Origin of the sequence: Solimicrobium silvestre (assembly GCF_002976435.1) — a bacterium.
GTDB classification, from domain to species: domain Bacteria; phylum Pseudomonadota; class Gammaproteobacteria; order Burkholderiales; family Burkholderiaceae_D; genus Solimicrobium; species Solimicrobium silvestre.
In genome coordinates this window covers 19,968-42,112 of record NZ_PUGF01000006.1, presented here as the reverse complement: position 1 = coordinate 42,112, position 22,145 = coordinate 19,968, and the positions used below count along the sequence as shown (strand labels likewise).

General features: G+C 44.1%; 21 protein-coding genes. 3 read left to right on the top strand and 18 right to left on the bottom strand.

Going from position 1 to position 22,145, the window contains the following annotated elements; all coding sequences use genetic code 11:
* Positions 1–12: 12 nt before the first annotated feature.
* The 10 genes from S2091_RS07830 to S2091_RS07785 all read right to left on the bottom strand — a co-directional run bounded on the left by S2091_RS07830 (position 13) and on the right by S2091_RS07785 (position 11,840).
* Positions 13–1,209 (bottom strand): acetyl-CoA C-acyltransferase, encoded by a 1,197-nt coding sequence (locus tag S2091_RS07830; RefSeq protein WP_105531247.1) that lies wholly within the window; start codon positions 1,207–1,209, stop codon positions 13–15.
* Positions 1,210–1,237: 28 nt separating this feature from the next.
* The gene (locus S2091_RS07825) at positions 1,238–3,628 is read right to left on the bottom strand and encodes a 3-hydroxyacyl-CoA dehydrogenase/enoyl-CoA hydratase family protein (protein WP_105531246.1); all 2,391 of its coding nucleotides are present in this window, start codon (positions 3,626–3,628) and stop codon (positions 1,238–1,240) included.
* A 75-nt stretch (positions 3,629–3,703) separates the two neighbouring features.
* Entirely contained in the window at positions 3,704–5,494 is a 1,791-nt protein-coding gene (locus tag S2091_RS07820) for an acyl-CoA dehydrogenase C-terminal domain-containing protein (protein WP_105531245.1), read from the bottom strand.
* A gap of 41 nt (positions 5,495–5,535) precedes the next feature.
* Positions 5,536–6,180 carry a TetR/AcrR family transcriptional regulator gene (locus S2091_RS07815; RefSeq protein ID WP_105531244.1) on the bottom strand — a complete coding sequence of 215 codons (645 nt, stop codon included), beginning with the start codon at positions 6,178–6,180 and terminating at the stop codon, positions 5,536–5,538.
* A 201-nt stretch (positions 6,181–6,381) separates the two neighbouring features.
* Positions 6,382–7,551, bottom strand: a complete 1,170-nt coding sequence (locus S2091_RS07810; RefSeq protein WP_105531243.1) for a phospholipase D-like domain-containing protein — start codon at positions 7,549–7,551, stop codon at positions 6,382–6,384.
* A gap of 77 nt (positions 7,552–7,628) precedes the next feature.
* Entirely contained in the window at positions 7,629–8,390 is a 762-nt protein-coding gene (locus S2091_RS07805) for an endonuclease/exonuclease/phosphatase family protein (RefSeq protein WP_105531242.1), read from the bottom strand.
* A gap of 19 nt (positions 8,391–8,409) precedes the next feature.
* Positions 8,410–8,859: a dihydroneopterin triphosphate diphosphatase gene (nudB, locus tag S2091_RS07800; protein ID WP_105531241.1), complete on the bottom strand. Its 450-nt coding sequence runs from the start codon at positions 8,857–8,859 to the stop codon at positions 8,410–8,412.
* A 96-nt stretch (positions 8,860–8,955) separates the two neighbouring features.
* Entirely contained in the window at positions 8,956–10,761 is a 1,806-nt protein-coding gene (gene aspS / locus S2091_RS07795; RefSeq protein ID WP_105531240.1) for an aspartate--tRNA ligase, read from the bottom strand.
* Positions 10,762–10,881: 120 nt separating this feature from the next.
* The gene (locus S2091_RS07790) at positions 10,882–11,499 is read right to left on the bottom strand and encodes a DUF502 domain-containing protein (protein ID WP_105531239.1); all 618 of its coding nucleotides are present in this window, start codon (positions 11,497–11,499) and stop codon (positions 10,882–10,884) included.
* A 14-nt stretch (positions 11,500–11,513) separates the two neighbouring features.
* Positions 11,514–11,840 (bottom strand): FmdB family zinc ribbon protein, encoded by a 327-nt coding sequence (locus S2091_RS07785; RefSeq protein ID WP_105531238.1) that lies wholly within the window; start codon positions 11,838–11,840, stop codon positions 11,514–11,516.
* 479 nt (positions 11,841–12,319) lie between these two features.
* Between S2091_RS07785 and S2091_RS07780 the strand changes: the two genes are divergently transcribed.
* On the top strand, positions 12,320–12,640 hold the full coding sequence (locus tag S2091_RS07780; protein ID WP_105531409.1) for a hypothetical protein: 321 nt from the start codon (positions 12,320–12,322) through the stop codon (positions 12,638–12,640).
* 240 nt (positions 12,641–12,880) lie between these two features.
* Positions 12,881–13,336, top strand: coding sequence for a hypothetical protein (locus tag S2091_RS07775; RefSeq protein ID WP_105531237.1), 456 nt, complete (start codon positions 12,881–12,883; stop codon positions 13,334–13,336).
* An 87-nt stretch (positions 13,337–13,423) separates the two neighbouring features.
* On the opposite strand, the gene rffA is transcribed toward S2091_RS07775, so the two are convergent.
* The 8 genes from rffA to S2091_RS07735 all read right to left on the bottom strand — a co-directional run bounded on the left by rffA (position 13,424) and on the right by S2091_RS07735 (position 20,719).
* Positions 13,424–14,575: a dTDP-4-amino-4,6-dideoxygalactose transaminase gene (gene rffA / locus S2091_RS07770; RefSeq protein WP_105531236.1), complete on the bottom strand. Its 1,152-nt coding sequence runs from the start codon at positions 14,573–14,575 to the stop codon at positions 13,424–13,426.
* Positions 14,576–14,976: 401 nt separating this feature from the next.
* The gene (locus S2091_RS07765; protein ID WP_105531235.1) at positions 14,977–15,351 is read right to left on the bottom strand and encodes an EamA family transporter; all 375 of its coding nucleotides are present in this window, start codon (positions 15,349–15,351) and stop codon (positions 14,977–14,979) included.
* A complete protein-coding gene (locus S2091_RS07760) occupies positions 15,335–16,270 on the bottom strand; it encodes a glycoside hydrolase family protein (protein ID WP_105531234.1) in 936 nt (311 codons plus the stop codon). Before S2091_RS07760 ends, S2091_RS07765 begins: the two co-directional genes overlap by 17 nt.
* Positions 16,267–16,932: an acetyltransferase gene (locus S2091_RS07755; RefSeq protein ID WP_105531233.1), complete on the bottom strand. Its 666-nt coding sequence runs from the start codon at positions 16,930–16,932 to the stop codon at positions 16,267–16,269. Before S2091_RS07755 ends, S2091_RS07760 begins: the two co-directional genes overlap by 4 nt.
* A 2-nt stretch (positions 16,933–16,934) precedes the next feature.
* Positions 16,935–17,564, bottom strand: coding sequence for a class I SAM-dependent methyltransferase (locus S2091_RS07750; RefSeq protein WP_105531232.1), 630 nt, complete (start codon positions 17,562–17,564; stop codon positions 16,935–16,937).
* A complete protein-coding gene (locus S2091_RS07745; RefSeq protein WP_105531231.1) occupies positions 17,545–18,474 on the bottom strand; it encodes a glycosyltransferase family 2 protein in 930 nt (309 codons plus the stop codon). Before S2091_RS07745 ends, S2091_RS07750 begins: the two co-directional genes overlap by 20 nt.
* A complete protein-coding gene (locus tag S2091_RS07740) occupies positions 18,471–19,169 on the bottom strand; it encodes a WbqC family protein (protein ID WP_105531230.1) in 699 nt (232 codons plus the stop codon). The genes S2091_RS07745 and S2091_RS07740 overlap by 4 nt, the downstream gene beginning before the upstream one ends.
* Complete coding sequence (locus S2091_RS07735; RefSeq protein ID WP_105531229.1) at positions 19,166–20,719, bottom strand: hypothetical protein; 1,554 nt, start codon at positions 20,717–20,719, stop codon at positions 19,166–19,168. The genes S2091_RS07740 and S2091_RS07735 overlap by 4 nt, the downstream gene beginning before the upstream one ends.
* 172 nt (positions 20,720–20,891) lie before the next feature.
* On the opposite strand from S2091_RS07735, the gene S2091_RS07730 reads away from it, so the two are divergent.
* Positions 20,892–21,920: an IS110 family RNA-guided transposase gene (locus S2091_RS07730; RefSeq protein WP_105531228.1), complete on the top strand. Its 1,029-nt coding sequence runs from the start codon at positions 20,892–20,894 to the stop codon at positions 21,918–21,920.
* Positions 21,921–22,145 lie beyond the last annotated feature (225 nt).

Sequence of the window (22,145 nt, the reverse complement as noted above, 5' to 3'; positions counted from 1 at the left end):
TTATTCTACTTATTACATACGCTCAAAAATACCAGCGGCGCCCATACCGGTACCAACGCACATCGTTACCATACTGTATTTCAGGTTGTTACGATGCATAGCGTGGATGGCGGTGGCGGAACGAATTGCGCCGGTTGCGCCAAGTGGGTGGCCTAATGCGATTGCGCCGCCCATTGGATTGACCTTGGCCGGATCTAAGCCTAAATCTCTTACTACCGCTAACGATTGTGCTGCAAAGGCTTCGTTCAATTCAAACCAGTCGATTTGATCTTGGGTAATACCCGCTGCGCGGCAAGCGGCAGGGATGGCTTCTTTAGGGCCGATACCCATGATCTCCGGTGGTACGCCACGTACTGCGAAGGACGCAAAACGTGCCAACGGAGTCAGGTTGAATTGCTTCAGGATTTTTTCGCTGACCAAAATTAATGCGCCTGCGCCGTCTGACGTTTGTGAGCTATTGCCCGCGGTAACAGTACCCTTTGCTGCGAATACGGCTTTCAGTTTCGCCAGACCTTCTAATGATGTATCTGGGCGTGCACCTTCATCGCGATTGACGGTACGTGTTTTTAATTCGATTTGACCAGTTGCAAAATTCGGGATGCGTTCGATGATTTCTACTGACGTAGTTTCTGCATCAAAATAACCAGCATTTTGGGCAGCAATCGCGCGTTGATGTGATTGCAGGGCAAACGCATCTTGATCTTCACGCGATACTTTCCATTGCTGCGCTACTTTTTCAGCAGTTAAACCCATACCGTAGGCCATGCCAATGTTTTCATCTTTGAAAACACCCATATTGATGGAAGGATGGTGACCCATCATCGGGACCATCGACATCGATTCTGCACCAGCAGCAATCATCACGTCGGCTTGGCCAACGCGAATCCGGTCAGCTGCCATCGCTACCGCAGTAATGCCGGAAGCGCAGAAGCGGTTAATCGTTACGCCGCCCACTGTTTGTGGCAAGCCAGCCAGCAACACGGCCATACGGGCCAGGTTGCTACCTTGTTCGGCTTCTGGGAAAGAACAGCCGACGATAGCGTCTTCGATTAATTTAGGATCCAGATTCGGCACTTGTGCCAAAGCGGATTGCAGTACCCGTACCAGCAAATCATCTGGACGAGTATTTTTGAACATGCCGCGACCAGATTTGCCAATTGGGGTGCGGGTGGCAGCGACGATGTAAGCGTCTTGAAGTTGTTTAGTCATTTTTCATTGCTCCGATTAGTGGCTTAGCTTAGTTACGAACTGGTTTGCCGGTCTGCATCATACCCATGATACGTTCCTGCGTTTTTGGATGGTTCAGCAATTCCATAAAGGCTTTGCGTTCTAAATCCAGCAACCATTGTTCATTCACGATGCTGCCATTTTCAATTTCGCCGCCAGAGACGATTTCTGCAATCATGGCGCCGAGTTTGTAGTCATGTGCCGAGATAAAACCACCGTCGCGCATGTTAACTAATTGCGCCGTAATGGTCGCCATACTGTAACGTCCGCCGACCGGGATTTGCGCTTTCAGTGGAGCGCGATAACCGGCGTCAAACATGGCGCGGGCTTCTACTTTCGCTACGTGCAGCAATTCATACGGATTAAATACAATCACGTCGTCAGCAGACAGGTAACCCATTTTTTTAGCTTCTAACGCTGATTTGGATACGGCGGCAGTCGCTGCATTGGTGAAGTAGTTTTTCAGGAATTGCAGTAAGTCTGTACCTTTAGCATCGGCTGCGGCACGAACTGCGGCTTCTTTCAAACCACCACCGGCAGGTATCAAGCCAACACCGACTTCAACCAGACCAATGTAGGATTCAATGCTAGCAACGCGTTTTGCTGTGTGCATCATCAATTCACAACCGCCACCTAAAGCTAAACCGGCAACCGCTGCTACTACTGGCACGTTAGCGTATTTCAATGCCATGTGAGCTTGTTGCAGTTTGGCGACCATCGGTTCAATTGCTTTTACGCCGCCCGACATAAACAATGGCAACATCGATTGCAAATCGGCACCGGCTGAGAACGCGCCGCCTTCGGCTGCATCGGCTGACCAGATTACTAAACCTTTGAAATTTTTCTCAGCTTCAGCCAAGGCCATTTCCATACCGGCGATAACTCCTGGGCCAATGACGTGCATTTTGGTTTTCATCGAGAAAATCAATACATCGTCATTCTGATGCCAGATGCGTACTGAATCGTCTTCAAAGAATGTCGTGCCAGCTGTTGTGCCCGTTGCAGCGCCTTCACCCAAAACGGTGGCGCGGAAAGCCTGACGTTGATATACCGGCAAAGTAGAACGCGGTACATAGGTTTTGCTGGTTGCTGACCATGAACCTTCAGCGGTATGAACGCCTGTACGCTCACCTTCAAATACCCAAGCTGGTAATGGTGCTGAGCAAATAGCTTTGCCTGCGTCGATATCTTCTTTTACCCAACCAGCCACTTGCTGCCAGCCAGAAGCCTGCCATGTTTCAAATGGACCGACTTGCCAGCCAAAGCCCCAACGCATTGCGAAATCGATGTCACGTGCATTGTCTGCCACAGTGTCGAGATGAACGGCAATGTAATGGAAAGCATCACGGAAAATCGCCCACAAGAATTGTGCTTGTGGATTCGTTGATTCACGTAACGATTTCATTTTTTTGACAGGATCTTTTTCTTTTAAAATCCGACCAACCAAATCATCGGCCTTAGCGCCGCCAGTCACGTACTGTGCTGTAGCGAAATCTAAACGCTGAATATCTTTACCAACTTTTTTGTAGAAACCGGCACCGGATTTTTGACCTAATGCGCCAGCGGCGATCAATTTAGTCAGGACTTCAGGTGTTTTGTAGACGGAGAAGAATGGATCGTCTTGCAAGGTGTCTTGCATGGTCTTGATAACATGACCCATTGTGTCCAAACCAACCACGTCAGCAGTACGGAATGTACCTGATGAAGCGCGACCCAATTTTTTGCCGGTTAAATCATCGACCACGTCCACGGAAAGCCCAAATTTTTCAGCTTCGTACATGGTGGCTAACATACCGAAAATACCAACACGGTTAGCGATGAAGTTAGGTGTGTCTTTCGCGCGAACTACGCCCTTACCTAATGTCGTCGTCAGGAAACCTTCTAACTGATCGATAATCGCTGGCGCGGTGGTTACGGTTGGAATTAACTCAACCAAGTGCATGTAGCGCGGTGGGTTGAAGAAATGCACGCCGCAGAAACGGGCTTTTAATTCCGCATCAAAGCCTTCTGACAAAGCGGTGATCGACAAGCCGGAAGTGTTCGAAGCGAAAATCGCGTTTGGTGCAATGTGCGGCGCTACTTTTTTGTACAGATCGTGTTTCCAATCCATACGTTCAGCAATTGCTTCAATAATCAGGTCGCAACCGGCTAATAATTCCAGGTTGTCTTCGTAGTTGGCGACTTCAATGTAAGCTGCGTCGTCTTTATTACCGAGCGGAGCTGGATTGAGTTTTTTCAGGTTTTCAATGGCGCGTAACACGATGCCATTTTTAGGGCCTTCTTTAGCTGGCAAATCAAATAATACGACAGGTACTTTGGCATTAACGCAATGTGCAGCAATTTGTGCACCCATTACCCCTGCGCCTAAAACGGCGACTTTTTTTACTATGAAATTAGTCATTTTTAGCCTCATCAAAACTTCAAGTTTGTAATGATTGAAGGGCGCTTTAGCACTGCAAAACGCCCTTCATCTTAATTAAAACAAATCAGCGTCAAGCGCCATCAGATTTGCCGAGCCAGAACGGGCTTGACGAATTAATGTCGCTGTCTCAGGTAACAAACGCGCAAAGTAAAAACGGGCAGTAGCCAGTTTCGCTTTGTAGAAAGTATCGCCTGAATCTTCTTTGGCCAAAGCAATCTTAGCCATTTGTGCAAAAAAGTAAGCGTAAACCATGTGGCCAACTACGCGCAAATAAGGTACTGCTGCTGCACCAACTTCATCTGGGTTCTGGAACGCTTTCATGCCGATTTCCATAGTCAGTTTAGTGACCTTGTCGCCCAAATCAGCCAATGGTGTAATGAATTCGCTCATCGCTTCATCAGTACCGTTAGCTTCTACAAATGCTTGTACTTGCGCGCCAAACTTACGGAGTTTTGCGCCGTTATCCATCAAAATTTTACGACCTAATAAGTCTAATGACTGGATGGTGTTAGTGCCTTCGTAAATCATGTTAATACGGGCATCGCGCACGTATTGTTCCATGCCCCATTCAGCGATAAAGCCATGGCCTCCGTATACTTGCAAACACTCTGAAGTAGAAATCCAGGCGTTGTCGGTGATGAAGGCTTTAATGATCGGAGTCAGCAACGCGACTTGATCTGCGCAATCTTTACGCACTTCTTCGTCCGGATGATTCAGTTCTTTATCCAATTGCAGCGCAACGTAAGAACAGAAAGCACGTGCGCCTTCGGCATAGGCTTTTGCAGTTAACAACATACGACGAACATCAGGATGCACGATGATAGGATCAGCGGCTTTTTCTGGAGCTTTTACGCCCGATAAGCTACGCATTTGAATCCGGTCTTTGGCGTAGACCAAGGCGTTTTGGTAAGCGATTTCGGTAATGCCCAAACCTTGCATACCAACGCCTAAACGTGCTGCGTTCATGAACACAAACATCGCTTGCAAACCTTTGTTCGGGCCGCCGATTAACCAACCGGTCGCGCCGTCCAGATTCATCTGGCAGGTTGAGTTTCCGTGGATACCCATTTTTTCTTCAATCGCGCCGCAGGTAATCGGATTACGTGCGCCGACTGTGCCATCTGCATTTGGTAAATATTTTGGCGTGATGAATAGGGAAATTCCTTTGGAGCCTTCTGGTGCGCCAGGCAAACGTGCTAATACTAAATGCACGATGTTTTTTGCCATGTCGTGTTCGCCAGCTGAGATGAAAATCTTGTTGCCGGTAATTTTGTAAGAGCCGTCTGCTTGTGGTTCAGCTTTGCTGCGCAACATACCTAAATCTGTACCGCAGTGCGATTCAGTTAAGCACATAGTGCCTGTCCATTCGCCGGAAATCAGCTTAGGTAAGTACAGGGCTTGTTGTTCTGGCGTGCCGTGATGGTGAATGCATTCGTAAGCGCCGTGCGACAAACCAGGGTACATCGTCCAGGCTTGGTTGGAGGAGTTCATCATCTCGTAGAACGAGTTGTTGATCACCAATGGCAAACCTTGTCCGCCGAATTCAGGATCGCATGACAATGCAGGCCAGCCTGCCGCAACGTATTGTTCGTAGGCTGCTTTAAAGCCTTTTGGTGTTGTGACGCTTTGATCTTCTTTATTGTAGTGGCAGCCTTCGCGGTCGCCGGAGTGATTCAATGGGAACAATACTTGCGAAGTAAATTTGCCGCCTTCTTCTAACACTTGGTTAATGATGTCAGCATCAATTTCCGCATGTTTCGGCAATTGTTTTAACTCATCTTCAACATGCAGTAACTCGTGTAAGACGAATTGCATGTCGCGCATTGGTGCAATGTATTGACCCATGATGTTCTCCTGAAAAAATTAGAAATAGCTAAGTTGATAAATCAGTTAGTAAAAAGTGCTTGTTCTTTTGGCAGAGGATCTACGGGATCTACCATAACGGTGCTGCCATAATGCTTAATCAAACGTTCAAATCCATTTTGCGCGCGCTCAAAGCTGCCAGGTATTTTTAGAAAGCGTGCATCGTGATGCAGCGCTAAAATTAAACCGTACATTTCAAATACCAGCTGATCGGGATCGGTATCTGACTTTAAATCGCCGCAGTCTATTGCTTGCACCGTGGCGCGCCGCAAGGCTTGCTGCCAGGTGGTGACCATCCATGATAATTTTTCACGTAATTCGCCCGGCCGGTCATCGTATTCCACCGCGCCGCTGATATAAATACAGCCTGACGCAACTTCGACCGAAACGCGATTAACCCATAATAAAAACATGGAAGTTAAGCGTGGCAAACCGCGTTTTTGTTTCAGGCTTGGGTAGAACACTTCGTGTTCAAAATTGGCGTGATAAAGTTTGATCACATCAATTTGTAAATCTTCACGCGATCCAAAATGCGCAAAAACCCCCGATTTACTCATGTGCATCTGATCCGCCAACAAACCGATAGTCAGTCCCTCTAAACCATCACGCGACGCAACCTGCAATGCTGCCTCTAGAATGGCAGCGCGGGTTAGTTCGCCTTTACGCATGATTTTTGCTGGGGGATTCATGGTTTGTTAAAGCCTGTTGGTGGTTTTTTACGATAAATATTAAATTGATTAAAAAATTAATCGAACGACCGTACTATTATTCACGGCAAGGTAAATGTCAAATGGGAATTGGGCTTTAGAGGAGAGAATCTATTATCTACTCGGGCGTGATTCTTTATTGAGGAAAATAAGTGATAAATTTTACATAAAATCTTCAACTGCAATTAATCTTATTATGGAACTATAGATAAAAAACGAACAGCCGTACCAAAATTTTCGCTGCCAAGAAATATTTTCATAATCCGCGAGATTAATCTTCACCCCATCAGCAACACCTTGCAAAATGGCGGCAGATAACTGAGATGAAAATTCGTGGTCTTTTATTAATATATTGGCTTCTTGATTGATAAATAAACTCAGCCCATCGCAATTGCACGAACCGATTGTGGCCCATTCATTATCGACTACGGCTACCTTGGCGTGCAGTTGGGATTTTCGATATTCAACAATTTGAACGCCATGTTTGAGCAGTTTTGGGTAATACGAATGCGCGACTGCGTCCTGAAGTCTAAAGTCACCGCAACCAATTAGCAGCGTTACCTGCACGCCGCGTCTGGCTGCGCTAATTAAGGCATTGCGAAATTTTCGACCTGGTGCAAAGTAGGGCGTGGCGATGATTGCCTGATGCCTGGCGTTACCTAGCGCATATAAATATGCTTTTTGTATCGTTCGGCGATATAGGAAATTGTCGCGCGGAGCTAAGCCAGCTACGATTGGTGCACGTGGCTGGGCAGTTGCCGCTTTTTTTGCGGTCAATAGCTCAAGTCGTTTGAGCCAATCTAATTTACCTACTTTTTTCCATTGATCCGACATCAGTTGATGTATTTCAGCCACTAAAGGGCCGGAGACACTGGTTGCAAAGTCCCAGCGCGGGAAAGGCAGGGTGCGTTTATGCTCACCCTCGGCGAATAAATCGTGATTAATATTGATGCCGCCAATGATGGCGAGTCGTTGATCTGCGACGAATAATTTACGATGAGTTCGGGCAAAGCCACGTCGGAACCAGGGATTAAAACGGCGGAATTGCACACCACAGGCGGTGAAGCTGCGCCCTAGTTCGGCTGAGCGGGTATTTCCTGTGCCTAACCAATCAACGATGACATAAACGCTAACATGGCGTTGCGCGGCGCGACACAGCGCGTCATGCACTAATTTTCCGGTAATGTCTTCTGAGAACAGGTAGGTTTCTAAATAGATTTCAACTTGTGCCGAGTCGATGGCGCTGATTAACGCAGGAAAAAACTCACCACCACTGTTTAATAGTGTGAGCTGGTTTTGTTCGGTAAAAATAACGTTGCGTTGTAATCCCATGTAATCCTCATTTGTGTTAACGCAATGTTAACGTAAAACGAGTTGAAGTTCTTAAAACAATTCAGAGCTACTATCGTTCATAACTCCAAATCAGCGGTGAGTGGCGCGTGATCGGATAGTCTGGCCCATGGCGAGCCTTGTAAAACTTTAGCCGATTTAATTTGTATTCCGCGCACGTAGATGCGGTCTAAGGGCAAAAATGGAGCACCTACCGGGAAAGTCATCGCGGCTTTCGCTTGTTTTGGGCGGCCAATCCGTTGAATAGATAAATGCTCAAATACTTCCTCAACACCTAATTGCTGGCGTAACGGTTCGCTGAGGTGATTGCGCCAATCGTTAAAATCACCGGCGATAATTAAGGGCGCATCAGGTGGAGTTCCGCTGTGTATAGACTGAATTAACAGATCGGTTTGACGGCGTCTACCTGCTGCGAACAAGCCGAAATGAACTACATAGCAATGCACTTCTTTTTCAAGCATTTGTACGACGCAATGCAAAATACCGCGTTCTTCGAAGCGATGATCGGATACGTCCTGGTTTTTGTAATGCAGAATGGGATAGCGGCTGAGTAACGCGTTGCCGTGATGACCGTGTTGGTAAGTTGCATTCATACCATATGCGGCCTGACGCCGGTCCCCTGCTATGTAGTCATGCTGGCCTTCGCTGGGCCAGTGTTCGTGGCGCTGTGCGCGGCGATCATGCTGACCTTGTACTTCTTGCAAAAACAATAAATCAGCATCTAAACTTTGCAGGGCTGCGCGCATATCGTGTATGCGCGGCTTCTGAGCAAACCAACTGACGCCTTTGTGTATGTTGTAAGTGGCTATGTGCAGTTTCATGGTTGGTTTTGGCTTGGATTTAATTTATGCGATGAGGTAATTGCAAAATAGCTTCGGCATTGGATGATGAAAAACAACAATCTGCCGCTTCCTTGTAGGGTAGCCAACGATATTGGCGATGCTCTCCTGGTGCTAAGGTGATGGGCACAATTTGAGGCAAAGTCAGTGCAAACACATGTTCCGTGTTTTGCGTAACACCGGGCGCATAGCGATGTCGCCAGATCGGGTAAATTTCATACACATTCTGCAACTGCCAGTCAGTTAATTTGAATTGCGCCGCATCCAAACCGGTTTCTTCTTGTACTTCACGCGCAGCTGTTGCCGCGTATGTTTCATTTAAATCATCTTTAGAGCCGGTAACGGATTGCCAAAATTTTTCCTGGTCAGCGCGCTCCATGATTAATACCTGTAAATCAACGGTATGAATGATGACTAATACGGATTCAGGGATTTTGTACTGTTTATTCATTCTAGGACTTTTAATCAATAAAAAAAGGCGCGACAGTAAAACTGCGCGCCTTTTCTCATTACAACAAATTTACCGAAGTGGTTTTCACCTTGGGGCTTAAGCCTTAACTACCGGTTCAGTCGCACGCAAACGAATGTGCAACTCACGCAGTTGTTTTTCATCCACGCCAGATGGTGCTTGTGTCAGCAAACATTGTGCGCGTTGGGTTTTAGGGAAGGCAATCACGTCACGGATAGATTCAGCACCCGCCATCATCGTCACGATACGATCCAAACCAAACGCCAAGCCGCCATGCGGAGGAGCGCCGTATTGCAATGCATCCAACAAGAAGCCAAATTTGAGTTGGGCTTCTTCGGCGTCAATGTTTAAGGCGCGGAATACTTTGCTTTGTACATCGGCTTTATGGATACGGATTGAACCGCCGCCCATTTCCCAGCCGTTCAAGACTAAATCGTAGGCTTTGGCGATGCAGTTGCCTGGATCTGTTTCTAACAATTCTTCATGGCCGTCTTTTGGTGCGGTGAACGGATGATGGCAAGCAAACCAGCGTGCGCTGTCTTCATCGTATTCAAACATCGGGAAGTCAACAACCCATAATGGTTTCCACACGTTTTCAAATAAGCCGTTTGATTTACCGAAATCGCTATGACCAATTTTGACGCGCAACGCGCCGATAGCGTCGTTGACGACTTTGGCTTTATCCGCACCAAAGAAAATCAAATCACCGTTTTGTGCGCCGGTGAGTTCGATGATTTGGGCTAATGCCGCGTCGTGCAGGTTTTTAACGATAGGTGATTGCAAGCCTTCACGACCCGCCGCTTTGTCATTGACCTTGATGTAAGCCAAGCCCTTTGCGCCGTAGATACTAACGAATTGCGTGTAAGCGTCAATTTCTGAACGTGGCATTGCGCCGCCGCCTGGAACGCGCAAACCAACTACGCGACCGCCGACCATATTTGCCGCACCGGAGAACACTTTAAAGTCCACGTCCTTCATGACGGAGGTGAGTTCGGTGAATTCTAATTTAACGCGCATATCAGGTTTGTCGGAACCGTACATACCCATTGCGGTGCTGTAGTCCATGACTGGGAACTGGCTATCTAAATCAACCGACAAACAGTTTTTAAAGATCAGGCGAATCATGTCTTCAAATAAATCGCGGATTTCTTGTTCTGACATGAACGAAGTTTCGCAATCGATCTGGGTAAATTCAGGCTGACGGTCCGCGCGTAAATCTTCATCGCGGAAGCATTTGGTGATTTGGTAGTAGCGATCAAAGTTGGCCACCATCAGCAATTGTTTAAACAATTGCGGGGATTGCGGCAGGGCGAAAAATTGACCGGCATTCACGCGTGACGGCACCAAATAATCACGTGCGCCTTCTGGCGTTGATTTGGTGAGCATCGGCGTTTCAACGTCGATAAAACCTAACGCATCTAAGTAACGACGTACTTCCATCGTAACTTTATGACGCAGGCGCAAATTGTTTTGCATTTGCGGGCGACGCAAATCCAATACGCGATGTGTTAAGCGCGTGGTTTCAGATAAATTATCGTCATCTAATTGGAACGGTGGAGTTACCGACGCATTCAACACTTCCAATACCTGGCACAACACTTCAATTTTGCCGGATTTTAAATTGGAATTGACGGTGCCTTCCGGGCGATTTCTAACTACACCGGTGATGCGTAAGCAGAATTCATTACGCACTGTTTCGGCTGCAGCAAATACTTCGGCTTGTTCCGGTGCGCAAACGACTTGCACCAAACCTTCGCGGTCACGTAAATCAATAAAAATAACGCCGCCGTGGTCGCGACGACGGTGTACCCAGCCGCATAAGCTAACGGTTTGATCTAGCGCGGCTTCGGTAGTTTGGCCGCAGTAATGAGTTCGCATGGACATAATGATAGTTCCAGTTAATAGATAAAAATTCGAATCAAAATTCGTAGGCTGGGCTAAAGCGCTATCAGCCCAGCATTTGGTTGAGCATGTTGGGCTGACAAATCGCAAGCCCGACCTACGTTAATCAGGTTGCTTACTAATGTTGTGCTGTTCCGGTGCAACGACGCCCATGGACACGATGTGTTTTAAGGCCACATCAACGCTCATATCCAACTCGATGACGTCCGCTTTGGGTACCATCAAAAAAAATCCGGAAGTCGGGTTGGGCGTGGTCGGCACGTAAATACTCACATAGTCACCGGTTAAATGCTGTTGAACTGCATAGCTGGGCGTGCCGGTAACAAAGGCAATGGTCCACATTCCCTCGCGTGGATATTGCACTAACACGGCAGTTCTAAACGCATTGCCATCGCTGGAAAAAAGCGTGTCGGAAACTTGTTTTACGCTGGAGTAAATCGAATTCACAATCGGTATGCGATTTAATAATGCTTCCCAGCCGGCGACCACATAGTTGCCGATAAAATTTCTGGTCAATAAGCCGGTGACCAAAATGATCAATAAAGTCAGGATCGTGCCGACGCCAGGAATATGCATACCCAGCAAAGTTTCTGGCCGCCATTCCATCGGTAGCAGTAGCAGCGACTGATCCATCAGGCCGATCACTGAATGAATTACCCATAAGGTAATCGACAGGGGCACTAATATCAGTAAGCCGGTAATAAAATATTTTCGTAGCATAGCGAGCTTGATTTCTACTTGGTGGCGCTTGGGGTTGTGCTGCTGGATTCCGTAGAACTGGTTGCGGCTGCTGTCGTAGTTGCCGCTGAGCTGGCAGAATCAGATTTGCCAGAGTCTGTTTTTTTTGCGTCAGATGCTGCTACCGACGTCCCACCTGAGGCGCCTTTAAAATCAGTCACATACCAGCCCGAGCCTTTTAGCTGAAAGCCAGCGGCGGTCACTTGCTTTTTAAATTCAGATTTGCCGCAAGAAGGGCAATCGGTGAGCACAGGGTCAGACATTTTCTGCAAGACATCTTTGGCAAAACCACACTCGTTGCAACGGTAAGCATAAATCGGCATTATTTATCTCGGCAAATACATCAAACGCGTGATTATAAATGTTTTCCCTCGTAGATACGAAATTACTGGGTGAAAGCGCGGTTTTATTCTTATTTGGTGAAAGTGGAAGTTGCTCTAGCTTGGTCAAAAAAACACGTATTTTATGGGTGAAAAGATGAATTTTATATACTCTCATGTTTTTTTATAAAATTTAACGTGCCCAATGGGTTTCCCATTGATTGGAAATTAATTTTTCAACAGTATGTAGTAAGGCTAAAGTAGATATTGGTAAATATCCTGGTATTAAAATAAAATACAGGGGTATGGATTAAAGTTAAATTTTGTTTTGCGAGAAGTGCGGACAGTTGAAACAAATTGTAATGCAGGTCATCGCAGTTTTGGTAAGCCTCGTTAATGAGTCATGTCGAACAATACGACACTAAGTAAGACCAAACTCACAGATTAAAGGGGAATAGAGCATGAAAAACAGCACTCGCATTATGATGACTTTAGCCGCTATCGCCACTGTTAGCACACTGTTGGCCAGTTCTGCTTTTGCCGATGAAACACAATGGCAAAAAGATCACCCACGTCGCGATCAGGTGAATGACCGTTTGGCAAATCAAAATAAACGCATCACTAAAGAAGTTAAAGAAGGCGAAATCACCAAGGCACAAGCGCACAATTTACGCGCCAATGATAAAACAATACATGGCGAAGAAAAAGCCATGGCCTCACAAGATCACGGTCACATTACTAAAACCGATCAAAAAGCCTTGAATCAGCAGTTGAATCAGAACAGCCAGGCTATTGGTAAATAATTTTTCGCAGTAAGTTCTTGTGGGACTTTAAAGCGGGAAAGAAGTGCAAGTTGGAAGGCGCTAGAGAGTAATCGTGTGCTCCAGCTTGCACCAATTAGTTGTCAATTTGCAATTAATATGTCATCCTAACCATGTTTTAATCGTTAGGAAATCAGGTAAGGGAAGACGGTGCTTACCGTTGTTATATAACGAAGTTATTTTAGTGATACAACATTTATACAACTAGAGGAAAATCTGATCATGAAATTGAAACAACCACTATTCGCCTTGTTATTTGCTGCATTGTTGCCGCTAGCTGCGCACGCCGATTTGCCAGGTAAGCATCCTGCATATTTACATGCTTTAAGCGACTTGCGTGATGCACGTTGGAAATTAGAGCACCGCCCAGGCGATGCAGCGGTAAGTGGTCAAGAAGATGTTGCAATTACTGAAGTTGATAAAGCTATCGGCGAAATTAAAAAAGCAGCGATTGATGATGGCAAAAATTTGAATGACCATCCGCATGAAGATGCTGCTATGGATCATCCAGGTCGTTTGCATCATGCTTTGGAATTGTTGAAAAAAGCAGAATCTGATGTTTCAGGCGAAGAAGACAATCCAGAAACAAGAGAGTTGAAACACCGTGTGATGGATCATATCCATGCCGCTATCCACGCTACTGAGCACGCTATTCATGATGTAGAAACACATAAATAAGCTGATTTAGTTTAATTAAATTTGTAGAATTAGAAATGTGTTTTGAAAAATGCCCGCGTTTGCGGGTATTTTTTATAGGATATTTATCTAATGTGTGGCGCTATAAATTGCTTCTTTAAGGACATCAATAACTTTATTTTGCTTTGATTCTGTAATATCTACCCAAAGAGGTAAACGCAATAATCGTTCAGATAGTTTATTTGTTATTTCAAGGGATCCATGCGCCCTTGCGTAACGAAGCCCTGCTGGAGATGAGTGCAATGGAACGTAATGGAAGACTGCATTAATGTCATTGCGATTGAGTACATCCAATATTTTTTGTCGATCGATTTCAGGTCCAAGTATTACGTAATACATATGGGCATTATGATGGCATTCTTTGGGAATAACCGGACGACGAATTACTCCACTAGATTCCAGAGGGGCAAGTAACTCATGATATCGCTGCCAAGCTACCATTCGTTTTTGTGTAATTTTATCTGCTTCTTCAAATTGAGCCCAAAGAAATGCGGCAATTAATTCACCGGGTAAAAATGATGATCCTATTTCTTGCCAGGTATATTTATCCACTTCACCTCGATAAAATTGGCTTCGATTAGTACCTTTTTCTCTAATAATTTCAGCACGTAAGGAAAGCTTATGGTCGTTAATCAGCAGTGCCCCTCCTTCTCCTGAAATTACATTTTTTGTTTCGTGGAAACTATAAGCACCAAGATCACCAATGCTACCAAGAGCACGCCCTTTATAAGTCGCCATTACGCCTTGTGCAGCGTCTTCAACTACCTTTAAATTATGATTCTTAGCAATTGACATGATGGTATCCATTTCGCAGGCAATGCCAGCGTAATGTACAGGGACAATCGCACGAGTGCGTGGGGTTATTGCAGGTTCAATGAATCTCTCATTGATATTTAGTGTATCTTCACGAATATCAATGAAAACAGGAATGCCTCCTCTTAATACGAATGCATTTGCGGTGGAAACAAACGTGTAGGATGGCATGATGATCTCATCCCCAGGCTGAATATCCAGTAGTAAGGCTGCCATTTCCAAAGAAGCAGTGCAAGAGTGGGTCAACAAAGCCTTACTGCTGCCTGTACGCTCCTGAAGCCAGTTATGGCAAAGTTTTGTGAACGGGCCATCACCTGCCAAGCGACCATTAAAGTGAGCCTCGGCGATGTAATATAGCTCTTTTCCGGTCATATGTGGCCAGTTAAAAGGGATTCGTTTATTGGTCATATCCTGTTCCTTAGGGTCGTACTTCAAGAATTTCACTTATATACAATGTGATCGTCATGTAGTAGTCACACATCGACACCTGCTAAATTGAATTTAACCGTATTTTTGAACCAACAGCTCTGTCAAATCTCCATGCAAATGTCATTTGTAATAAGTACTAAGAAAATTAAAACGCTGTTCATTAGCAATAATTGTCATATCACCTTCGCTTACAAGTAGATCACTCATGCTATGGTCGTTTTTTTCTAAGGAATTAACGGGGAAAAGTGCTAGAAGTCAAGCACCCACGGCATTAAATTATATGCCAAAGAAGATACTCCGCCCAAGACTGGATAAACGATTTCATTCCATAGGATAACTTGGTGAGTTAAGTCATCCAAGGCGTGCCTATTGATCTTAAGTCAGCCACGTGCGGCCACCACAGTCCCAACCACAATTAATAGGATACCTAGTGTTTTTTGGAGAGTAATTGGTTCGTTTAAGAACCAGCCGCTCAGCAACAGGACCACAACGAAGTTAAGACTCATGAATGGGTATGCATGACTCAAATCAAATTTTGTCATTGCCGACATCCAGGCGAGTGAAGCAATAAAGCCTGCGAAAAATCCTGAAAAAATTGCGGGATCTAATAAAAGAAGTGTCAAAAACTTTAGCTTTTCTAATAGGGCCATTGGGAGCGGTCCATAATGGGAAATACGCCATTTAAGAATCAGTTGTCCATAAACGGTGAATCCTATAGTGGCCAAAATATAAATGTAATCACTTGGACGCGCCATGCTCATCTTCCTCTATTGCTAAGCCAAAGCCAGTTTTTCCGTAAGAATTGCCATTATACAACATATATCTGATGCCTTTATGCTTGAACACGAATGGGTACTCAATCATTTCAGAATCCCACCCAGCTGCGGAAACATTAATTCCTGCCTCTTCCAATCGAAGTTTCCACTCCTTTGAATTTTTACTATTGGCATATCCAATTCGGTATTTCATATCTGATCCACTACGGTAGGAAAACCACATTTCATATCCTTGAGCATAATATGCTACTGTAGGTCTTGAAAAAGCTTGAGCTGTGCCAAGTTCATATGGAACGGCCAAGCCCTCACGTTCCCAGTGATTTCCATCAGAAGATGAGGCGTAATTGATTACGTGCAGCATTTCTTTATTGCCAGCATCCCATGTTGTCGTTGATCCATACCACATGTTGTAACCACCATTTTCATTCCTGAGCACCCATGGATAAGAAAGGCTAATGGGATCGACTTCGTCTAAGGACATAAAGGGGGTGTCACTATCTAACTCTAGCGTCAAATCAGAATTCACGATAAGTCGGCCAATATCGCCGCGCCAGTGCCTATTGAATGGGTTTTGCCATCCCATAAACAGCATGTAACGCTTACCATCAATTTCGTAGCAGTTACCAATGCTCACGCCATCGGCAAAAAAACTGCCTTCCTGTCCATGCTCAAAAAAAGGCTGGCGATGAACTTGAACGATTTTATGTTTGACGACATCGACATCGACGGCGCCTACTGATGATCTATTATCAGCGTCTCTACCGCTAAAAAACACGCGATAGACATCCCCGTCGATTAACACTGGTAATGGATTTGATGCGTGTGATAAGAGTTTGGGGTGTTGACCAATCTCAGAAGGGCAATACAATAGACCAAGTTTTTGCCATTTAGTGCTCATATATGACTTAGCCTCGTACTTGGCACTTTTGATCGATTTGTTTCAAGGCCAATATATACACCTTCCGGATCTGCGTTGGAAAGCAGTAAAGCTCCGGCACCAATTACGCATTTTTCGCCAACTTTGATATGATCACGCAGCGTTGCATTTACCCCGACAAAGCATTGCTCCCCAATCTCTACACCGCCTGAAATTACCACATGAGAGGCAATGAAGCAGTGATCCTTGATAATGGAGTGGTGTCCAATGTGATTACCACTCCAAAGCGTAACATTGTTGCCAATGTTAACGAACGGTTGAATGGTGTTATCTTCGAAAATAAAACAGTTTTCACCGATACGTCCTTCATTTAAAACAGTGGCGCGAGAACTAATGTAGCTCGCTATCCGGTAACCCAAAGCTTTAGCGAGCAGATATTTTTCCTTGCGTATAGCGTTGAGTTTGGAGTAGCTGAGCGCAACAAAAACCTCGTAATTGTCTGGTGTGTAATGTTCTCCAATTTTCTCAAAGGCGATAACAGGCAATCCGCAAAAATTTGTTTTCGTTAGATAGGCTGCGTCAACCGTAAAAGCAACAACTTGATATTCTGAATCGCTATTAAAGTAAAAATGTGCAAGCTGGGCGATGTCACCGACGCCAAATATTACTAAAGATTTTTTCATGTTTATTTCCTAACTAAAATTGTAAACTCATACAATCCGTAATCATGAAGTAGAGCAACATTGCGAGAATAACGACTTTTGCACAAATCAAATAATATACAAGGGTCTGCGTAATATAGATAATCGCGCATTCTATCTTTGTCCGAATAGGAAGTTAAGCAGTTGAAAGCGAAGCCTTTGCGGCTACTGTGATTCAGTACGTCAAGAGTGGTTTTGAGATAAGACAGCCATTCGTCATCTGTTTTGTCCAAGCGGACGTTAAAGATACCGCTTGCTACCGAATAATCGGCAATTTGATCAGGTTCGTGTGAAATAATAAAACGAGCTAAAGGTTGGTCTTTATAGCGTTGCTCAGCAGCACTTATCATCACTTCGGCAACATCGATTCCTGAATAGGATAATTGGGTGTACTTTTTAAGAAGAAAGTCATAAAGAGCTCCGTAACCACAACCCAGGTCATTTAATGAAAAGCGGTTTATTGGATCAATAATTTTACATAGATGCTCAAAACGTAGTAGTTGACTATCTTCGCCATTCCAATCAACCCCGAGAGGTGTCTCACCATGCTCTGCCAATTTGGTTGAGTAATATTCCGCAATTTCGGTTAATAGGTCAGTTTTTTTGTTTAGCATAAATCTGCCTGATGATCGTGTAGGGGCGCTGTTTGGTTTCAGAAAATATTTTAGAGAGATAAATACCAACCACGCCGATAAAAGAAATGATCATTCCACCCAACAGCCAGATTGATGCCATGACTGATGTCCAACCACTTAAGGGCTTGGCAAGGAATGCCCATTGAATTGCAAGATAGCAAGTGTAAAAAAATGCAACCAAGGAGATCGAAACACCAATATAGAAAATACCGACCAACGGTGCATTACTAAATGAGGTCACTGAATTGACTAGCAGAGACATTTTTCTGCGGAAGGTATAGGTGGTTTCACTGCAGCTATGTTTTTTTACTAAGTGTGGGCGTTGTTCAAATCCAGTGATATGCCATAGACCGGCCATGAAAACCTCTCTTTCCTTATGCTGTAATAAAGCTGCAACATAACGACGGGTCATTAGTCTTGCCGTAACTATGTTTTCCGGTAGCGCTAAGCCTGTCAGCGCTTTAAAAAAACGATAGAATAACTGACCACTCCTGCGTTCAAACCAATTCCCCTTACGCTTCTCTTGAACTCCATACACTACATCGCAGCCTTCCTTTAGCATTTTGTCGGCGAATGTAATTAGATATTCTGGTTCTTCTTCCAAATCGCTGTCAATGAGTAATACTAATTCTCCCTTCGCATGAGCAAGCCCTGTCATCATCGCCTTGTGATGACCGAAGTTACGTGAAAGATCAATGACGACAACATGGCTGTCGTTTTTGGTAAGATGTAAAGCAAGCTCAAGACTGTTATCGGGAGAGCCATCATTTACTAAAATAATTTCGTAATTTTCTTCAACTAGTTGATTGGCAACGGCACTTACTCTGCGATGAAACTCATTGATATAGGATGCCGATTGATAGAGTGTAGTAACTATTGATAGTTTCATGGGCTCACATGCCTCATATATTTATGAGCATCTTTCCCGCAATTAAACAAAAGGTCAAGAATGGTGACTCCATGTGTGAATTCTCCCCAAAGTTGTGGATATACGGGATAGTCATTATAGTTAAACCAACTAAGTTGTATTTCCATATCGGTGAATACACGCTCTTCAACATAATCTTTGGCTGATGGTCCTGAAATGTATTCAGAGCCACCTGCCTGTTTGCAGAGATCGGCTAAACGCTCAGTTTTACCATCATCAAGCAGGTTATAGTCCCATGAGTTGGTTATTCGAGTTGTTATATGCAAGTAATTGCAAATAGCTTCAATTAGATTGCGATTAAGTTGCGAGATATGGGTATAGGTCTTAGTTAAATAAATCGGTTCCAGCCATAACGCAATTTCTTCAAAATGTGGCGCACGCCGATAGTTTTGAACCAATGCTTTCCAATGGTTTGCAGCCCAATCATTGTCATTTATCTCAGTATCCCTGATTTTTTGATGGTACTTACCTTTGACTAAAACTGGAACTGTTATCCATAGTAATCCTTGCGGTGTCTTGATTTGGTTGCGGTTACGCCAGTCACGTCGCGTGTATTGCATGTCGTCGTAGAGAATGAACTCGTCAACGGCAGATATCATGTCAAAATATCCCTTCCAAGGGATATAGTTGGATTGAAGAATGGCGATTTTCTTCATAGACTCCCCTCTTTAGACTTGTAAATTTGGTAGGTTTGATTGAGCGAGTTAGGAATTAGATCGAAGTTGTCAACAATATACTGGTGAATGAGTGGATGAGTGTTCTTGAAACGCAATTCGTTGTGCCCATCAAGTGGTATATCTAAAACAATAGCAAACCTAGGATTTGTCTTTTTTATACGTTCGATTTCAGTTTGTTCGAAAGCTTGTGAGCGGGGAAATAGTGCGTAAATTTCCCACATCGGGGATTTGCGATCAAGCAATGCATATGCACCTGGCCAGAAAGGAGCCGCAATAAAACTTTCATTATTAGGCGCATATTGGTTCACTAGCTTACGTAAGAGAGCAACGTCATTTGCTGTAGATGGATCTACTTCCAGTTTATTGTTAGAAATTTTGATTTCCACACATTGTTTGTTTTCAATGCATTGCCAATCAGGTTGATATGCTAACAATATCCAAACACTTCCTATACAAAACATTATCGTTATTGACCATTTAATTTTTGAGGGTTGAGAGGACAAAAGAACTAAGCCGCCAATAAGAAATGGGAAAATACCTTGGGCAAGATGACTAACATCCGCTCTGGAATAGGCGAATTGTGCATATGGAAGAGCTAAAAATGAAGTTGCGACAAATGCGGAGGGAATTTGTTTGTTTTTAATTTTCCCCAAAAATACCCAAGCAATGGATAACACTCCAAAGACAAGAACACCGATAAAAATTATGCCAACTAAAAAACCTCGTATAGATTCGTTAAACGGTAAAGTATTAAATTGAATTAACCAAGGCCAAGGGATAGGAAGAGGGAGGTTTGTAGCTTTAATTTCAAACAAAAAGCGGATACTATCCAAAAATGCAAGAGCGAATCCTGGTACGAATACAATCATTAAAATCATAGGTGAAAAACCTATAATGACACCTGTAATCCAAACCAAAAAATTTTTCAAAAAATTTATATTTTGGTTTTTTTTAATGTTTAACCAAAGCATTACACCGATCATCCCGAGTACTGCATAAAGGCCATGATTTCGCCCAAAAAATGCAATTAAACCAATGCAAAATCCAGTGATGAAAAAACGTTTATTTGTTGGATTTTCAATGAGAAAAGTCAAAATCCCAATAATAAATATTGATAATGATATATCAAATAGCTTGTGTCTTGGGAGCATCCATATGAAAAGTACTGCACAAGATAAGAGTAAATAAATGAGGTTTTGTTTTTTTGTGGATATGGAAATTAGAAAAAGACCTATGAATAAGCCAAACGTTTGGAATATTGCTACGGTAACTCGTAATGAGATAATGCCGTTATTTCCAAATATACTCATTAAAGTTGCTGACCAATAATACCTACCTGGGTCATAGGCCAAGAAATCTCTAATTGGCACCTCACCTAGCATTGTGCGTTGAGCGCCATACCAAAGAAAACCCTCATCCCATAAACTGAATCCTTTATTTCCTTGCCATATAAAAATTGTAGAAACAATAAAAGTGGCTAAAGCTAATGTTAAAAATAGCGCATGCTTATTATTAGTTGTTAAATACATAGACGTTGAATGACAGGAAAATTGCTATATTACTATATTCGGGGTTGTTAACGTTCGTAAAAATGTGTTTACATTCGGCAGAGGCTAATGGAATGGTCGCCCCCTTCCGGAAACGGCATCATTGTGCCAAAGTGGAACCGCGACGTACCACTAACTGAAAGAGGCGACCAAAATGAAGATTACTACATTCGGGATTGATCTGGCAAAAAACGTATTTCAAGTACATGGGGTGAATGATCAAGGGAAAGCCGTACTTAGAAAAGCCCTGAGGCGCGATCAAGTTTTGGAATTTTTTATTAAATTAAGTCCTTGCTTAGTCGGTATGGAAGCTTGCGCTAGCGCACACTATTGGGCGAGAAAATTGCAGTCGCAAGGGCACACTGTCAAATTAATGGCTCCTCAATATGTAAAGCCTTACGTTAAAACGAATAAGAATGATGCAGCGGATGCTGAGGCAATTTGCGAAGCTGTAGGTAGACCAAATATGCGGTTTGTGCCGATCAAGAATGTTGAGCAACAGTCAGTGCTGTCTTTGCACCGAGCACGCCAAGGTTTCGTTAAATCGCGCACGGCTCAAGCCAATCAGATTCGCGATTTATTGTCTGAATACTGCATTGTGATACGACAGGGAATTTGCAACGTTACAAAACGTCTTCCTCATATTCTGGAGGAATGTGCAAATGAGCTTCCAGGAGTTTTTTGTCAATTAATCCAGCGACTTGGTGATCATTTAAAAGAACTTGATCGTCAAGTTGGCGAATTAGAAGTACAAATTAAAATTTGGCACAAACAAAACGAAGCAAGTAAAAAACTAGAAGAAATACCTGGCGTTGGTCCGATAACGGCAACTGCGATCGTGGCATCAATTGGCGATGCGAAGTGCTTCAAAGATGGGCGGCAATTGGCTGCATGGTTAGGGTTGGTGCCACGTCAGCATTCTAGTGGCGGTAAGCAGATGCTATTGGGAATAAGTAAGCGCGGCGATTCTTATTTAAGGACATTGCTGATACACGGCGCGAGATCCGTTCTTCGGGCAGCTGAACGCAAAGTGCATCATGCGGGAAGTTGGTTGGCTAATCTGATGGAACGCAGAAATTTCAACGTTGCCGTAGTCGCTTTGGCGAATAAAAATGCTCGGATCATTTGGGCGCTCTTGGCACACGAACGTAAATATCAGATTAACTTTGCATCAGGTCATTAAGGTTAGGCTGTAAGCTAAAGCATTAAACGATAGAAAGGAAAAACTCCACCGATTGCACAGGCAATTATGAAGTGATGGCAAGACAGGTTAGACCGTGGTAGGTGAAACCTATTTGACACAGGGAGCGTAAAGCTCGAGAGACTGTTGAGGAACCTACCAGCAAATTCCATCAGGGACAGAGGCGGCAGCCTTGATTAAAAGTCCGGATCTATGGCTGCAATCTCT

Bases quoted from the DNA above. Each gene is read 5' to 3' on its own strand.
- S2091_RS07830 (WP_105531247.1), bottom strand. From the start codon at position 1,209: ATGACTAAACAACTTCAAGACGCTTACATCGTCGCTGCCACCCGCACC.
- S2091_RS07825 (WP_105531246.1), bottom strand. From the start codon at position 3,628: ATGACTAATTTCATAGTAAAAAAAGTCGCCGTTTTAGGCGCAGGGGTA.
- S2091_RS07820 (WP_105531245.1), bottom strand. From the start codon at position 5,494: ATGGGTCAATACATTGCACCAATGCGCGACATGCAATTCGTCTTACAC.
- S2091_RS07815 (WP_105531244.1), bottom strand. From the start codon at position 6,180: ATGCGTAAAGGCGAACTAACCCGCGCTGCCATTCTAGAGGCAGCATTG.
- S2091_RS07810 (WP_105531243.1), bottom strand. From the start codon at position 7,551: ATGGGATTACAACGCAACGTTATTTTTACCGAACAAAACCAGCTCACA.
- S2091_RS07805 (WP_105531242.1), bottom strand. From the start codon at position 8,390: ATGAAACTGCACATAGCCACTTACAACATACACAAAGGCGTCAGTTGG.
- nudB (WP_105531241.1), bottom strand. From the start codon at position 8,859: ATGAATAAACAGTACAAAATCCCTGAATCCGTATTAGTCATCATTCAT.
- aspS (WP_105531240.1), bottom strand. From the start codon at position 10,761: ATGTCCATGCGAACTCATTACTGCGGCCAAACTACCGAAGCCGCGCTA.
- S2091_RS07790 (WP_105531239.1), bottom strand. From the start codon at position 11,499: ATGCTACGAAAATATTTTATTACCGGCTTACTGATATTAGTGCCCCTG.
- S2091_RS07785 (WP_105531238.1), bottom strand. From the start codon at position 11,840: ATGCCGATTTATGCTTACCGTTGCAACGAGTGTGGTTTTGCCAAAGAT.
- S2091_RS07780 (WP_105531409.1), top strand. From the start codon at position 12,320: ATGATGACTTTAGCCGCTATCGCCACTGTTAGCACACTGTTGGCCAGT.
- S2091_RS07775 (WP_105531237.1), top strand. From the start codon at position 12,881: ATGAAATTGAAACAACCACTATTCGCCTTGTTATTTGCTGCATTGTTG.
- rffA (WP_105531236.1), bottom strand. From the start codon at position 14,575: ATGACCAATAAACGAATCCCTTTTAACTGGCCACATATGACCGGAAAA.
- S2091_RS07765 (WP_105531235.1), bottom strand. From the start codon at position 15,351: ATGGCGCGTCCAAGTGATTACATTTATATTTTGGCCACTATAGGATTC.
- S2091_RS07760 (WP_105531234.1), bottom strand. From the start codon at position 16,270: ATGAGCACTAAATGGCAAAAACTTGGTCTATTGTATTGCCCTTCTGAG.
- S2091_RS07755 (WP_105531233.1), bottom strand. From the start codon at position 16,932: ATGAAAAAATCTTTAGTAATATTTGGCGTCGGTGACATCGCCCAGCTT.
- S2091_RS07750 (WP_105531232.1), bottom strand. From the start codon at position 17,564: ATGCTAAACAAAAAAACTGACCTATTAACCGAAATTGCGGAATATTAC.
- S2091_RS07745 (WP_105531231.1), bottom strand. From the start codon at position 18,474: ATGAAACTATCAATAGTTACTACACTCTATCAATCGGCATCCTATATC.
- S2091_RS07740 (WP_105531230.1), bottom strand. From the start codon at position 19,169: ATGAAGAAAATCGCCATTCTTCAATCCAACTATATCCCTTGGAAGGGA.
- S2091_RS07735 (WP_105531229.1), bottom strand. From the start codon at position 20,719: ATGTATTTAACAACTAATAATAAGCATGCGCTATTTTTAACATTAGCT.
- S2091_RS07730 (WP_105531228.1), top strand. From the start codon at position 20,892: ATGAAGATTACTACATTCGGGATTGATCTGGCAAAAAACGTATTTCAA.